At 36.9% G+C, this 15,844-nt stretch carries 11 protein-coding genes; 8 read left to right on the top strand and 3 right to left on the bottom strand.

What is annotated here, in order from left to right; genetic code table 11:
- The first annotated feature begins 68 nt into the window (after nucleotides 1-68).
- The 3 genes from purH to rppB all read left to right on the top strand — a co-directional run bounded on the left by purH (nucleotide 69) and on the right by rppB (nucleotide 4,294).
- Nucleotides 69-1,592 carry a bifunctional phosphoribosylaminoimidazolecarboxamide formyltransferase/IMP cyclohydrolase gene (gene purH / locus H6F39_RS07755; RefSeq protein ID WP_190396489.1) on the top strand — a complete coding sequence of 508 codons (1,524 nt, stop codon included), beginning with the start codon at nucleotides 69-71 and terminating at the stop codon, nucleotides 1,590-1,592.
- A 604-nt stretch (nucleotides 1,593-2,196) separates the two neighbouring features.
- Entirely contained in the window at nucleotides 2,197-2,883 is a 687-nt protein-coding gene (gene rppA, locus H6F39_RS07750) for a two-component system response regulator RppA (protein WP_190396488.1), read from the top strand.
- A 91-nt stretch (nucleotides 2,884-2,974) separates the two neighbouring features.
- Nucleotides 2,975-4,294 carry a two-component system sensor histidine kinase RppB gene (gene rppB, locus H6F39_RS07745; RefSeq protein WP_190396487.1) on the top strand — a complete coding sequence of 440 codons (1,320 nt, stop codon included), beginning with the start codon at nucleotides 2,975-2,977 and terminating at the stop codon, nucleotides 4,292-4,294.
- Here the strand turns inward: rppB and H6F39_RS07740 are convergent.
- The 3 genes from H6F39_RS07740 to H6F39_RS07730 all read right to left on the bottom strand — a co-directional run bounded on the left by H6F39_RS07740 (nucleotide 4,254) and on the right by H6F39_RS07730 (nucleotide 7,546).
- Nucleotides 4,254-5,558: a hypothetical protein gene (locus tag H6F39_RS07740; protein ID WP_190396486.1), complete on the bottom strand. Its 1,305-nt coding sequence runs from the start codon at nucleotides 5,556-5,558 to the stop codon at nucleotides 4,254-4,256. The genes rppB and H6F39_RS07740 overlap by 41 nt on opposite strands.
- Nucleotides 5,555-6,646, bottom strand: coding sequence for a cysteine synthase family protein (locus tag H6F39_RS07735; protein ID WP_190396485.1), 1,092 nt, complete (start codon nucleotides 6,644-6,646; stop codon nucleotides 5,555-5,557). The genes H6F39_RS07740 and H6F39_RS07735 overlap by 4 nt, the downstream gene beginning before the upstream one ends.
- Nucleotides 6,647-7,165: 519 nt before the next feature.
- Nucleotides 7,166-7,546, bottom strand: a complete 381-nt coding sequence (locus tag H6F39_RS07730; RefSeq protein ID WP_028084553.1) for a hypothetical protein — start codon at nucleotides 7,544-7,546, stop codon at nucleotides 7,166-7,168.
- A gap of 719 nt (nucleotides 7,547-8,265) precedes the next feature.
- Between H6F39_RS07730 and H6F39_RS07725 the strand changes: the two genes are divergently transcribed.
- The 5 genes from H6F39_RS07725 to H6F39_RS07705 all read left to right on the top strand — a co-directional run bounded on the left by H6F39_RS07725 (nucleotide 8,266) and on the right by H6F39_RS07705 (nucleotide 15,798).
- Entirely contained in the window at nucleotides 8,266-8,745 is a 480-nt protein-coding gene (locus H6F39_RS07725) for a YbjN domain-containing protein (RefSeq protein ID WP_137908181.1), read from the top strand.
- Between the two features lie 173 nt (nucleotides 8,746-8,918).
- Nucleotides 8,919-9,638 (top strand): biotin/lipoate A/B protein ligase family protein, encoded by a 720-nt coding sequence (locus H6F39_RS07720; protein WP_137908182.1) that lies wholly within the window; start codon nucleotides 8,919-8,921, stop codon nucleotides 9,636-9,638.
- Nucleotides 9,639-10,281: 643 nt separating this feature from the next.
- Nucleotides 10,282-11,136, top strand: coding sequence for a transcription factor RcaD (locus H6F39_RS07715; RefSeq protein ID WP_190396484.1), 855 nt, complete (start codon nucleotides 10,282-10,284; stop codon nucleotides 11,134-11,136).
- 58 nt (nucleotides 11,137-11,194) lie between these two features.
- On the top strand, nucleotides 11,195-13,228 hold the full coding sequence (locus H6F39_RS07710) for an ATP-binding protein (RefSeq protein WP_190396483.1): 2,034 nt from the start codon (nucleotides 11,195-11,197) through the stop codon (nucleotides 13,226-13,228).
- A gap of 29 nt (nucleotides 13,229-13,257) precedes the next feature.
- On the top strand, nucleotides 13,258-15,798 hold the full coding sequence (locus tag H6F39_RS07705; protein WP_190396482.1) for a DNA translocase FtsK: 2,541 nt from the start codon (nucleotides 13,258-13,260) through the stop codon (nucleotides 15,796-15,798).
- Nucleotides 15,799-15,844: the final 46 nt, after the last annotated feature.

Raw genomic sequence — 15,844 nt, 5'->3', positions numbered from 1 at the left:
ATTTCTGACCACTCTTTAGGTAAAATACTCTTCTGTTTGTAATTTAGTCTAAAGGAATCTGGGGAATTATGGCGCGTTTAGCCCTGCTGAGTGTATCTAATAAAACTGGTATTGGGGATTTAGCCCGGAGTTTGGTTGAAGAATTTGGCTTTGATATCATCAGTAGTGGGGGAACAGCCAAAACCCTCAAAGATGCAGGAATACCAGTTACTAAGGTTTCTGATTATACAGGTTCGCCAGAAATTTTAGGCGGCCGGGTGAAAACTCTTCATCCTCGCATTCATGGCGGTATTTTAGCACGGCGGGATATCCAAGAGGATATCATAGACCTGGAAAATAACCAAATTCGACCCATTGATTTGGTGGTGGTTAATCTTTATCCGTTTACGGAAACCATTGCTAAACCGGGTGTTACCTTAGCTGACGCTGTGGAACAAATTGATATTGGGGGTCCGGCAATGTTAAGGGCTGCTGCTAAAAATTACGCCCATTTAACGGTATTATGCGATCCTGCTCAATATGGGGAGTATTTACAAGAATTACGCCAAAATGAAGTAGTTTCTTTAGAGTTTCGCCAAAAATGCGCTTTAAAGGGCTTTTCCCACACTGCTAGTTATGATCATGCCATAGCATCTTATTTAGCTGGTACGCAAACACAAGAATTTACTCTTTCTGGGACACAAATTCAATCTTTACGCTATGGGGAAAATCCCCACCAACCGGCAGCCTGGTATCAAACTGGCAGTGAAGCCACAGGTTGGGCAGCGGCCACTAAACTGCAAGGGAAGGAACTCAGCTATAATAATTTGGTAGATTTGGAAGCCGCACGGCGGATAATTGCTGAGTTTACCGATAGTCCGGCAGCGACAATTATTAAACATACTAACCCCTGTGGAACTGCGGAAGCAACCAACATTTTCGATGCTTATCAAAAGGCTTTTAATGCCGATTCTACTTCGGCTTTTGGGGGAATTGTGGCTTTAAATCGTCCTCTTGATGCGGCAACGGCAACGGAGTTAACAAAGACATTCTTAGAATGCGTAGTTGTTCCCGGTTGTGACGCAGCAGCCCAAGAGATATTAACTAAAAAGGGCAATGTCCGCCTTTTGATTTTACCAGACTTGTTGACTGGACCGAAAGAAACTGTAAAAGCGATCGCTGGTGGGTTTTTAGTCCAATCTGCTGATGATATCATTGCTGATCCTACTCAATGGCAAGTTGTCACCGAACGTCAACCTACTCCCCAGGAGTTAGGGGAATTATTATTTGCTTGGAAGGTGTGTAAGCACGTCAAGTCAAATGCTATTGTAATTACAAGCGATCGCACTACATTAGGTATTGGTGCTGGACAAATGAACCGCGTCGGTTCAACAAAAATCGCTATTGCCCAAGCCGGAGAAAAAGCCCAAGGTGCATTTTTAGCCAGTGACGGTTTCTTCCCCTTCGATGATACCATTCGCGCTGCCGCTGCTGCTGGCATTACTGCCATTGTCCAGCCGGGGGGAAGTCTTCGAGATAAAGATTCTATCAAGGCCGCTAATGAACTAGGCTTACTCATGGTAATGACTGGTGTCCGGCACTTTTTACATTAGTTTTACCTTGGAAAAACAATTTCCAAAATTGTTGTCTAAGGTACTTGCCATTTAATTGAAATAGTGATAAGTTATATTTGTGTGTGAGGAGAAAACTCAAAAAGCGTCTGGGGTGGAAACACGGCAACACTCCTGGACGCTTTTTGATTTTAATTTTATTTCATTTCCAAAATTTTCTTGTAGCAAATAATCAGCAAGAGAGTAGAGCAATTACAGCGATTTTTCTGGTAAATGAACCACGGTTTTTGTTTCGCGCAATCTCTCTTAGAGATCCCTAAGGGTAGGCGCAAAGTAGGAAAGGCGCAAAGGAAGAAGGTAATTAAAGTGTGGTTTAAATCGCAGAAAACTGCTGTAATCTCTTGTAATCTATCGCGTTGGCATTGTGAAAATCGTACTCAGAAATTATAGGGTGTTTCAGACTCAATAAGTGAGAAAAGATGGACAAAATTTCATATCTGACTCACCCTAATAATCAGTATTATTAAATATAATTTTTATATGTATCGTTTCCCAGTCTAATGAAGTACACACCAATTTATTCCTTGTTCCCTGTTCCCTGTATCCGATAATTAGTATTATTAAATACTGTTTTTATATTTTATATATGCGTTTATTATTAGTTGAAGATGAACATGATTTAGCAATGAGTATTCATCATGCTCTTACCCAATGTAATTATGTATTAGATTGGGTGGAAGATGGAGAGACTGCTTGGGATTATTTACGGACAATACCACTAAGATATGAAATTGCGATTTTAGATTGGATGTTACCAAAGTTGTCAGGATTGGAATTGTGTAAAAGATTAAGAGCGCAAAAAAATCAATTACCAATTATGTTATTAACAGCTAGAGATAGCATGAATGATCGTGTTACGGGTTTAGATGCGGGTGCAGATGATTATCTTGTTAAGCCTTTTGGGATGGAAGAATTATTGGCGCGGGTAAGAGCATTACAGAGAAGATTACCAAATTTTCAACCACCGCAATTACAAATAGGTTCATTAATGTTAGATTATAGTAATTTTTCAGTTGTGAATTTAGAAGCGGAAAATTCTTCACCAATTATTCTCACAGCTAAAGAATTTCAACTTTTAGAATATTTTATGCAACATCCTCAACAAATACTAACTCATGAACAAATTCGCGCTAGATTGTGGGATTTTGAAAGTGATACTGTGAGTAATGTTGTTGCTGCACAAGTAAGATTACTAAGACGTAAATTATCAGAATGTGGTTTTTCTAAAGCAATTGAAACTATCCGAGGTTTTGGTTATCGTTTTTCTGCATAGTTGAGATCCCCGACTTCTTTTTTATTTTGTCAATAAGTTATCAATTAATGCCAGAAATCAGGGATCTTGTATTTATAGAATCTAAAATCAGATGTATAATAATTCACTATTCAATTATTCTCGGTTAAAATTAGCCATTACCTATGCTGGTGTGATGGGAACAACCTTATTAATATGTGGCTATATGGCTCATATTCTTATGGTACAAGCTTTTACTCGCACAGTTGATCGAGAATTAGAAGTTTTTGGTAAGGTATTTGAAGATCAATTAAAAACAGAGTTAAAAATTCCTGGAGAATTATCTATTACTACTCAGAAATCTTTGCCAGGAATTTGTTTTAAACAACAATCTTGTTTACCTATTAAATCAGAATCAGAGTTACTGGGGTTATTGGCAGAAGGATATTATCTCAGATTTTTAACACCAACAGGAGAAGCAATTGCCGCAATTGGTAATAATTCCGATGAATTTCCTGATAATATTTACCTCAATCATTCTTATGATATCAAAAATCGTGATGGTGAACTATATCATTTACATTTAATGCCCTTAAAAATCAACAATAATCAATTGTGGGGATATTTACAAGTTGGACGAACTGTACAAAGATTAAATGATTATATGAATAGCTTACATTGGTTATTAGGATTGGGTATTCCCTCTTCTATGATCATTATTGGTGGTGCAGGTTGGTGGTTAGCAGGTTTAGCTATGCAGCCCATTGAAAAATCATATCAACAATTACAACAATTTACCGCTGATGCGGCACATGAATTAAGAACTCCTATTACATCTTTACAAACCATTGTCGAAACAAATTCAATTAACCCAGAAACTCAAAAAGCACTGGAGAGACAAATTAAAAGATTAGTAACCTTAATACAGGATTTGTTATTATTATCTAGACTAGAAGGTGGATTGCAAGAAGCCAAATTACAACAAATTTGTTTAAATGATTTAGTTGCAGATGTAGAAGAAGAATTAATGCCAATAGCTATAGATGCACAAGTTTTATTATCTAGTCACATTCCTGATCAATCTGATTTTTATATTCAAGGTAATGAAAGTCAAATTTATCGAATGTTGTTGAATTTAGTTAGTAATGCCATTAAATACACTCCTGCATCTGGGGAAGTAAATATTCATCTGACAACTAATGATCATCAAGGTGTAATTACTATCAAAGATACAGGTATTGGTATTCCTAATTCTGATCTTCCCCACATTTTTGAGCGCTTTTATCGAGTTAATGCAGATCGTTCTCGCAATACTGGTGGTTCGGGATTAGGTTTGGCTATTACTTTGGCTATTGTCCAAACTCATAAAGGCAAATTAGAAGTACAAAGTCATGTAAATAAGGGCAGTACATTTACTGTGATTTTGCCGCTCGTTTCCAAATTAAACAGGTAACTTCAACTAACATAGATGTAATCATAGCCATAGCGGCAGATATTGCCCCATTCATGCCTTTGTTAATAGCTAAAGTAGCAATTATTAATAAAGTTGCTGTTCCTAACCAAGTAGATAGATTGACGTGACCTGTGCGATTTTCACTGACTAAAAAACCTTGAGTTGCATTTTGTAAAGCTACTAGTAATGGCACAATTGCACAGATTAAAAGAACTGGTTTCATGCTTTTAGCCAGGGTAAGATCATTAGCGATAAAACTTTGGACAATGCGATCGCCTACAGGTGTTAAACTCATGAATAATAGTAAGGTAGAACAAGCAGCGCCGACACTGATAGCAAAAGTCAGTAATTGCTTATCGCTCACTTGATGATGATATTTAATCACCATTTGCTGTATCATGCGGGTAGAATTGGCAATTACGAGAACCAGTCCCCAAGCCGCAGACCAAGCAGCAATAGCCACTGTGGCATCTTCAGCGCGAGCAATAACGCTAATTAATATCGCCCTTCCGCCCCAAACCACCATCATGGAATTAGCTAAGGGTAAATAAAATTTCCCAACTTGTGCTAAGTTACGGGGTAACTTAGGTTGTGTGACTGTTTCCGGCGGTATAGTTGCACCATAAAGCCGAGCAAAAATTGTTACAGCTACTGCTTCGACAATCACCCCACTGATGAGGGCAAGTCCAGCAAGTATACCCCCAGATATGGGGAAGAAAAATCCACCTGTGAGGACTAATGCTAATGTGAATAACCTGAGAATACTAGCTTTAGCTACAGATCGAGACTGACCATGATAAATTAATAACCCTTGAAAATAACGCCGCCAAGCGATCGCAAATGGCCAACCCCCCATTAGTAATAATACTTGACTAACAGTGGCTAACATTGCTGATGGTATGCCCAACAGACTCACACCCACAAAACTAAATATAATCGGTAGTCCCAATAAACTTAATAAAAAAGTTAGTCCCCCACCCACCAATAATGTAAACCGCCACAATGCTTTGCGTGAATCTTGAGAACCAGCTAAAGCATTAGAAGCGTGCAAAATCATAATAATCGGACTTTCAAAAAATATCGCCAAAGATTTGGCAATACCTACAGCCGCCAGGTTAACTTGAGCATCAGGAAGATGAGCTAATGTAGTGGTAATCATCGGATCACCACAGGCCATAGTCACATCACTAAGGGATAAAGGCAAAAATTCCCGCCATAAAGTGCCGAAACTAACTGATTGAGATTGGGGTTCTTGCAATTTCACTCTTGACTCCTACCGACAATATCTAATGGTACAGGCAGAAGATTAGCAATTGCTTCTGTGAGATGGGAATGTTCAAGAATATTGATTCCTTGTCCTCTAAGCCAATCAGTATTGTAAACTGTTTCTAAATAGCGATCGCCCCGGTCAGGATTAAGTAGTAACATAGTTTGAGGCTGAGTAAATCTACCAGCATCCCCTAAGGCTGCTGCCACAATTGCACCTGTGGAAGCACCTAAAAGCATACCTTCCTGTTTAGCCAAAGCATGACAAACAGAAAACGCTAAACCATCATCCACGCTATAAGCTGCGTCTAACACTTGCGGGTCAAAATTGGGGGGAACGAAAGATAAACCCAGTCCAGTCATCTTATAAGGGTGTCTGGGTGTACCAAAAATAGCCGATCCTGCCACATCTACACCAATAATTCTGGTTTGGGGATAATACTTTTTAAAGTAATGACTGATACCGCCCAACTGTCCGGCTGTACTGACTCCAATCGCGATAGCATCTGGCGCGCCACCGAAAGCAGCTTCAATTTCCCGCGCCGTCCACAGGGAATGGGCATCAGTATTGCTAGGATTTTTATGTTGACAAGGATACCATGCACCAGGAATATTTGTGGCTAATTCCTGAGCTTTTGCCATTCTTGCTACCTGCATCGAACCTTGAGCATCAGCCGCACTCAGAGGAACTTGTACCAATTCTGCACCATACGCAGTCAGCATTCTTTGCATGGTGACAGGGGTTTTCGCATCAATAATAATCATCACCCTGTAACCCTTGGTTGCGCCCACAATTGCTAATCCAATGCCAAAGTTACCAGAGCTAGATTCAACAATTGTACCACCTGACCGCAACAAACCTTGTTTTTCGGCTTCATTCACCAGATAAGCCGCATTTTTTTCCTTAATACTCCCACCGGGATTACAAGATTCTAGTTTTAAATATAAATGATGATCTTGACAACTGGGATGAATTCGATTTAAGCGGACAATAGGAACGTTACCTAGTGCTTCCGTCACCGTTGCAAATAGGGGTGATTTTGATAAGCTGGTTCTCAAGGTCGGTTCTGGAGAGTAAGTAAGCATTGTTATTAGCTCGATACTGTTCATCTCTCAAGATGCCAACTCCAGATGAAATAAAGGTGAAATTATTAATCTAACTTCTGGAAACCAAATGCTCGCTTCATCTGCAAAACCTATATTTCCAGAAATGTTGCATTCATGATCTAACGTTTTGGCAATTTGGCAGACAATAATTTTAGTTTCAGGTTTTAATGGAATATCAACAGGGTGAGTGGGAAAGTTGAGAAGTTTTGATGTAGGGATTTATCCCAGCACTGAAGAACTCTAAACTCAATCACAATTGATAGATAAGCTGCTGTCAAACACTCTATAAACATTGCTAGATTAAAATCATAGCCATGATTCATGTCTTAACAGCAACTAACCAAGAATTGCACAGAGAAGACAGAGAATATATAGTATTTCACCGATTGCCTAGTAAACAAACGGAATTGTTCAGTCCGAAATTGAACTGTATGAGTACAAAATAACTTAAAAATGGTTGGATTGTGAAAAAAGTAACAAAAGTTAATAATTTAGTTCTTAATCACGAAGCATTTGGGAAATAATCGCATCTGCCTGTAATCTTTTGTAAGTCAAGTGAACTAAATTAGCTTCATCTAATTGCCCACAAAGGTAGCAAGCTAAACTAAGAGCATCTAATAGCATCAAAGTGGTAATGCCTTCTGCTGCTAAAGATGATATATATTCGGAAACGCCTTTAGCACAAGTTGTTGCTGGCATTAGCACTAGTAGCAAACGTAAACAGTCTGTTGATGCCATCATGCCATCTAATTCATGTGTTTGAGTGGCTAACTGAACAATACCAAGAACGATTTGATTCGGGGAAATACCTTCTTTCATGAGTAAAGCAAAGAAGGAAGTTAAATGACATGGGGTGCTGTGATCAAGCTTGATATTCATAGTGCTTATTAAAATCAGTGTAACAATAATCAGAGATTTTTTGACTAATCCGGAAAAATCTCTCAAAAGTTTTTGGTTTTTTTTCCGTGAGATTCCAGAATCTTTTAACAGATGTCACCCCAACTTGTCAATTTGAGTTTTTAGAGAACTCCACACAACAGTGCAGAATTTAACTCATATTTCCGTATCCCCTGATACTGTAAATCAACTTACTCCTTTACTGTTCGTCTTGCATCTTGTAACACCAAGTAAGTCAGGTGATTTTTGGGCTGTACCAAATAAACTATTTTTGATTAATTTGATTAAATTTATCAACCAAATTAGTAGTTTATGTAACCGACAAAAGGCGTTTGCTGCAAGTAAAGTAAGATAGACGGTTTTGTGTTTAGTTGATCAGACGCAGTAAACAATAAATTGGAGAATCTTTACCTAATGTTGATACCCAACGGTGGTAAAGACAAATTACATCTAATATTTCTGGATGTAAACGTCTGAAACCGGGAAAAAATAATTGTCAGATTGGCTGGATTTTACATAAGCTATTATATAGTTATACTTTTATTTATACTTCTCAATAAAGATTAAAGCAAATTCGATATATATCAACGTTTTTATATACGCTGTGCTAGAGCTAGATTAGCAAGCAAAGTAGATACTGGCATTTTTGGTAGCATAATAGTAGATTACACTAGGAACTATATTTTTGGAAAAAAATCTGTATGGCAAGCTACCTAGAAACCCAATCTCCAGAAGAGTTGCTTGATGAAGTTATGCAAGAAACCACACCGCTAAATCATGTAGAAGTCATTGAAAATGTGATTAATACTCTAGCGGAAGATCAAAGTGCAATGGTGAGCCATTCGTCCGAGGGTGGGTATTTGTGGAAATTCCAGTATGGCAGTGTAGAAGTATTTGTACAGTTGACGGGAACTACTGATGAAGATACAATTACGGTTTGGTCTGCCGTACTGACGCTACCAGTTCAAGATGAGGCCAGATTAACACGATATTTATTAGAATTGAACTGTGTTAGTACCTTTGAATCCCGTTTTGGGATTATTGACAATCAAGTGGTGGTGATTTCTACACGCACTTTAGCAGAGTTGTCTCCGGGGGAAGTTTCCCGGATCATTACTATCGTTGCAACTATCGCTGATGATAATGATGAATATCTGCAATCTGAGTTTTGTGCAGTTTAAGTATTGCACTATTGCGGTATAAATTATGTTTCTTATGTTTCTGGTATTTCGCGCCAAGACGCAAAGGAGCAAAGCCGTAAAGAAATACGTTGATTTTGTGGTTTAAATACATGAAAACTGCTGTAACTATTGCTGTCACTAATTTAGTATTTTAGCCTGGGGGTTGACTTTTAATGCCTGAGCAGTGGCGACTTATTCCGATTTTAGCAGCTTCTGGTTCTGTCCAGATGGCTATAGACCGTTGGTTATTAGTACAGCATGAGTCGGGAAAATGTCCACCGATTCTGCGCTTTTATACCTGGTCTCCCCCGGCAATTTCTCTGGGTTATCATCAACGTCAATATCCTGAATTTTGGCAAAATTTAATCTGGAAAGGCGAAAAATTGGATTTGGTACGTCGTCCTACTGGTGGGAGAGCGGTTTTACACCAAGGTGATTTAACTTACTCAGTTGTTACTTCTGGAGTCAGGGGCAATACTCTAGAAATATATGCAAAGATTTGTGAATTTTTAATCCAAGGATGGCGATCGCTTGGCATAGAGTTGTACTATGGTCAGGCTGGACGCGGTTATATTCATAATCCTAATTGTTTTGGAACGGCCACTGGTGCAGATTTGGTTTTAGCAGATGGTTCTAAACTCATTGGTAGCGCCCAATTACGCAGAGGTGACGCGGTTCTTCAACATGGTTCTATACGATTAAACCCGGCTGTGGATTTGTTTATAAAAGTATTTAATCAAGAGTTTTTTCATCCTCTTCAATTTCCTGAAAGTATTAATCAAGAAACAATTATTAAGGCTTTAATAGCCGCAGCTTGTGATTGTTTTGCTATGGAAATAGAGGTGATACCCTTGTCTGAAGATGAGTGGAATTTGATTTTAGCAGATTGTTGATTAGGGGCAGTTTTTGGACTACCCTAAGTTTTTTTCCTCTCCCACAGACGCAGGAACGCAAAGAGAAGTCAGGTCTATTTTAGTTTTTATCTTTGGTATGATGTCTACTTTTTAGATTGTCATGTTTTATTTGTATTTCATACCATTCGTTTAAACAGTATTCTGACCAACAAAAACAATATTCATTCCAACAAAAATCACATAATTCTTTTTGTTTGATTTGATTTTTATTTACTGGTTTTTGCAGTAGATAAGTGCGCGGACAATGGCTGTAATTATTCATGATTTTACCTGGTATTTAGGCTAATATTTCTGGATGATCTAGTTATCTAAAAGATGATACATATAAATCTCGCTTTTTGGTGGAAATTATTTACTATCTGTATAAAATATTTTCAATAATATGTACTTTTTAATACTGAAACCTACGTATAAATAAGATCGGAACTAAGGACTTGAGGATACAGAGGAATGGAGAAAATAGGAGTTTGGGAAATTTTTTTTGTGTAAGTCTTAATTGTGCGTTAGTTGCGAAGGTAGACTTCTCTTCAGGAAGTAATAAAAATTTGCAACATATAACCTATGAAAATCATACACATTGAGTTACTATGGGAGAGGTGTCAAATACAGCAAGATTACCCGCATGGATACAAATCAGTTAAAGTTTCTATTAATGCTGTTAGGATGTGCTAATTATCGTACTGGCTTGAGTTCTAACATTTTTAAGCGTTTTAAAAGTGAAAAAAACAAAATTTGTCGAGATTTGGGGAAATTGGAATATGTGGACTATTCCCGTGAAGTTGCTACGGTGAAGATTTTACCTGCTGGTCAAGCACTATTGAAACTTGACTCTACACAGTTACCTATTGATGATCAAGAACTAAAGGTACTGGAGAAGATAAGTAAAAGTTCTGGAAAAATAGCCCCCAGTGAAATCAAAGTTTCAGGACTAAAATCTGATCAACGAGATGTAATCTTAAAAACCTTGAGTGAACGGGGTTTGATTGCTGCTGAAATTAAGATGAAAATGCGTAACGCTGATGTTTGGTTAACAGAAAGAGGTATTGAGGTTTTGCGGGATGAATATATTCCCGAAGGAAAAGCAAATATAGACTTTAATTTGCTAGGTAATTATGTGCAGTTTTTACGGAAGAATTTGCGGGTTAAGTCAGAACAAGTTTCTACTTTAGTTTCTGATAATATAGAATCACATTCTGATATTACTAGCAATATCAGTGATGAAGAAATTTTAGAGACTATCAAAAAATTAGATCGGGAATTGGGGACAGAGAATTATTTACCAATTTTCCATTTACGGCAAAAATTACAACCACCTTTATTACGAGATGATTTAGATCAGGCGTTGTATAGATTGCAAAAAAGTGACAAAATTGATTTTAGTACCTTACAAGAAGTCAGTGCTTATACGCCAGAACAAATTGACGCGGGAATTCCTCAAAATATTGGCGGACAATTGTTCTTTCTCATAGTTAATTAACAGGTTTTTCAATATTTTTCATTTTTTCATTACTTTTTCCTCTCACTCACCTATATCTATGACAGACATTAACGACATTATTAAACGCGAGGTCAACCCTTTTGACGTGATCAATTTAAAGCCTACTAATTTTTGGGCTGAAGAACAAGATTCAAAACTCATGGTTGAGTCAATTCATGAAAACGCAATCATAGAAATTGAAGGTTTACTTGATTTAGTAGGTCAAGATCATCGTAGCCGCACAGTTTTATTAGCTGGTGAGTCTGGTTCTGGCAAAAGTTATGTATTAGGTCGGCTGAAACGTACTCTTAACCCGAAAGCCTTTTTTGCTTATATTCTCTGCAACTGGGCTGATAGTAGTAATATTTGGCGGCATATTTTACGTCACACTGTTGATAGTTTGATTCAAGTTCCCGAAGGGAAAAAAGAATCACAGTTAATATTGTGGCTAAAAAGTTTAACGGCGTTTACAAAACGCGATATAAAACAACGAATATTTAATGATAATTTTTGGGAAGCATTACAAAGTAATCGGCAAAAATTTATCAAACACCTCAAGGATAATTATAAAAAAGCAGGTATTTATAATCCTGATATGTTTTTTGGAGTGCTGCATGATCTGGCAAATCCAGAATTATATGATTTAGCTTGTGAATGGCTGCGTGGTGATGACTTAAATGAAGATTCCATGAAAGAAATCAAGGTCAAAACTTGCATTGATACAGAAGATGCTGCAAAAAATATCTTGGCAAATTTTGGCAGAATTTCTACACAAACCCAACCCATTGTTTTATGTTTTGACAATTTAGATACTATGCCCCAGTTACCAGAAGGTTTTCTGGACATACAACCTTTTTTTAATGTCAATACCACAATTCATGGGGATAATTTAAAAAATTTCTTGGTGATAATTAGCGTTATTACAAACACATTAAAACGGCATTTTGATCGAATTCTCCCAGCCGATAAAGCCGGAATACATAAAACAATTCAGTTAAAACCTATTACTATAGAACAGGCAGAAGCACTTTGGTCCTATCAACTTCAGTCATTACACCAACTAGCAAACCCCAGACCTGAATCTCCTATTTTTCCCCTAAATCGGGAAATTTTAGAGAAAACCTATCCTGGTGGTAAAACTATGCCTAGAAATGCACTAACTCTAGGTCGTGAAGAATATCAAAAATATAAAGTTATTCCTTCCCCACCACTTCCAGTTCCAACTCCACCTCTACCACTTCCAGATCCAGATCCAGCAGAATTTGAATTATTATGGCAGCACGAATATACAAAAAGTCAGGGGAAAATTACCAAGATTTCTCTGTTATCATCACCTGATTTAATTCAGATGTTGCAGCAGTCTATATCTAGTTTAAAAATGCAGGGAGTTAAGACTAAACTCTTAAGCGGAAAGTATGCTAGTTATTCCTTGAGTTATCAACATCCTACCAAGCGGGAAAAATTGGGTATAGTTTGGACAGAAGACTCAAATATGAATAGCTTTTATCATATAATGAATGCTTGTCAAACAGTCCTTCAAAAAAATCTCTGTCAAACTATGTACTTAATTCGTGGTGGGGATTTAGGAAAACCAAACATGGCTGGAAATCAACTCTATAGACAGATTTTCACTGATACTAATCATGTTCATATCAAACCAAGTTTACAGTCTATTCACTATTTGGCAACATATCAAAGTTTGGTAAATTCTGCCAAATCTCAAGAATTGGTAATTGGTGGGAAAACGATTAATTTACAAGAACTAGAAACTTTAATTAATGAATATGAGATATTGAATCAATGTACTTTATTACAAGATTTGGGAATTGTTTCTAAACCAAATCCAAAGCCAAATGGTAAGGAAGGAGAAGATTTAAGACCTGTTAAGGATTTCTTATTAAATCTAGTTAAAACTCAACATCTTTTAGGAAAACCAACTTTAATTGACAATGCTATTAGCAACTTTCCCACAGTTAACGAAGCTCAAATTAATGTATTGATTCAACAACTATGTGAGGAAAATAAAATTCAAATTCTTGACCCCAAAGCCAAGCCAGAAGCTCAATTAATTTGCTTAGTTCCTCGCAAGTAATCTATCCAGCACATTTTTTATATCAGCCAATGCACTACCTGACAGAAGCTTCTGAAATTTACAATCAAATTTCCCAACTGTCCCTATCTAAAACCTTATGGATAGATACAGAAATTGCTGATTGTTATACCGATAAACCAAAATTAGCACTAATTCAGGTATTGGCTGATTATACAGATTTAACTGGTGAATCTGCTTACATTTTTGATGTTTTGGGTAAACCTGATTTGGCTGTATATTTCATTAACCAAATCATGGTTAATCCGCAAATTGAGAAAGTTTTTCATAATGCTGGTTTTGATTTAAAATATTTAGGCAAAGAACTAGCCCAAAATGTCACTTGTACTTTAAAAATAGCGAGAAAAATTACCAAAGAAGTTTTACAAACTACCAACTTAAAACTAAAAACTCTAGCTGCTGAACTCTGTCAATTTTCTCATGTAGACGCAGAAGAAGGAGGCAGTGATTGGGGAAAACGTCCCCTGACTCAAAAACAGTTAAACTATGCAGCTATGGATACAGTTTATCTCGCTGCTGTTCATTATCGCTTGCTTGAAATATCCAATCCTGATGTTATCAGTCGTGTATTTAATATGGTGAATCACAAATCTGAAAATTCCTCTTTAACTCCCACTAAAGTTAGATTAGCTTTTGAATGTCCTCGACTATTTTATCTAAATCACCATTTTAATTGTAAAGCCATATTCTCTCCTAAAGATACTCTTGGGGGTGTTGGTAATGTTTTTCATAAGTTAGCAGATGATTTTATTAATTTACTGCTGATTGAACCCAGATTTAAAAGTTTATTTAATCCATCTGCAACACAATTAAAGGTAGATGTAATTTCGTTGGAAATTCAACAATTATTCTATCAAATTAAGTTCTTTCCCTATTTGCAAAATGCAATTGCAAAAGACGCGAGTAAAGCCTCTCTACTACTACAGGTTTGGCAAGGTTTACAAGGATTAATTAAAAAGTTTACTGAATTGTTGATCATCAATCGTCGTTATTGCAGTGCGGAAACAGTTATTCAAAATACTTTTATTTCTGGAGAACACAATTTAGAATATTACTTTGATTTACCTAATGGCACAAGGCAATTAATTAAAGGTGAGTTTGATTGTCTGGTTTTTAATTTTGAACTTAAACGCCTTTTTATGGTAGAATTTAAAACCTATCAACCTGTAGATTCAGCAGCACAATTAGCGCAAGTCTCTCTCTATAGTTATATGTTATCGAAGCAGAAAAAAACACCTATTGATTCTGCTGTTTATTGTGTTTTACCAGAATTTAAAGAGTACAAATATTCTTGGGAACAGTTAGAAAATACGGTTCATCAATTAATTCCCTATAAACTATTACAAATGCAAAACTGGTTAAGTTGGGAATCTCCCAATCCTAACCCACCACCAGCGACAACTGAACCTTATTTATGTGAAATTTGTCCCCAACAACAAAAATGTCAAACTTTTTTTGATGTTGAATCTAATCATGATCAAAATTCAGATACAGAACCTCCTAAGCCAGATCCATCTATTATAGCTGATAAGATAGGCGAAGATCTAGTTAATACTTTGCAATCTTTTGGTATTGGTGTTGAGTATCATGGTGCTGCGGTAAGTCCAGCATTTATCAGAGTCAAACTTAAACCAAATTCCGGTGTAAAGGTAAATTCAATTCTCAAATTATCCGCTGATTTACAAGTACAATTGGGGTTAGAATATCCGCCTTTAATTGCACCTCAAGCTGGTTATGTAAGTATTGATTTACCGCGTCAAGATAGACAAATTGCTAAGTTTGAAGATTTTATTCAAAAGCAGTTTTTACCCCCAACAGCACCCGTAAAAATTGCCATTGGGGTGAGTATTGATGGTAAATTGTTAGAGGCTGATTTATCAGATCCAAATACCTGTCATTTTTTGGTGGGAGGAACAACAGGAAGCGGAAAAAGTGAATTTTTGCGATCGCTTCTTCTCAGTTTAATCTATCGTCATTCTCCCCAACATTTAAAAATTGCTTTAGTTGACCCTAAGCGGGTAACATTTCCCGAATTTGAACAAATGTCATGGTTATATGCACCAGTTGTCAAAGATAGCGATCGCGCTGTAGAATTAATGCAAGAACTAGTTGCAGAAATGGAATCTCGTTATCAAAAATTTGAAAAAGCTAAATGTGCAGATTTAACAGTTTATAATCAACGTTCCTCCCCAATGTTACCGCGCATTGTTTGTATTTTTGATGAATATGCTGATTTTATGGCAGAAAAAGAGGTTCGCACCATATTAGAACAAAGTATCAAACGTTTAGGCGCAATGGCAAGAGCCGCAGGTATTCATTTGATTATTTCTACGCAACGTCCAGAAGCGAGTATTGTCACCCCAATTATCCGTTCTAACCTACCTGGAAGGGTTGCACTCAGCACCAAAAGTGAAGCTGATTCAAAAATCATTTTAGGTGGAACATCAACCGTAGCAGCTTATCTGATAGGCAAAGGTGATTTAGTTTACCAAGTTGGTTCGCACTTGCAACGTCTTCAGAGTTTATTAGCACAAAGTATTAAACTATCCTAACAATATCCCCGATTTCTTGGAGAAGTCTGGGGTCTGAGTAACATAA

The sequence above is a fragment of the Dolichospermum sp. FACHB-1250 genome (assembly GCF_014696335.1).
GTDB lineage: Bacteria > Cyanobacteriota > Cyanobacteriia > Cyanobacteriales > Nostocaceae > Dolichospermum > Dolichospermum planctonicum.
Note: the sequence above shows the minus strand (reverse complement) of the source record. Positions and strands in the feature narration are given on the sequence as shown.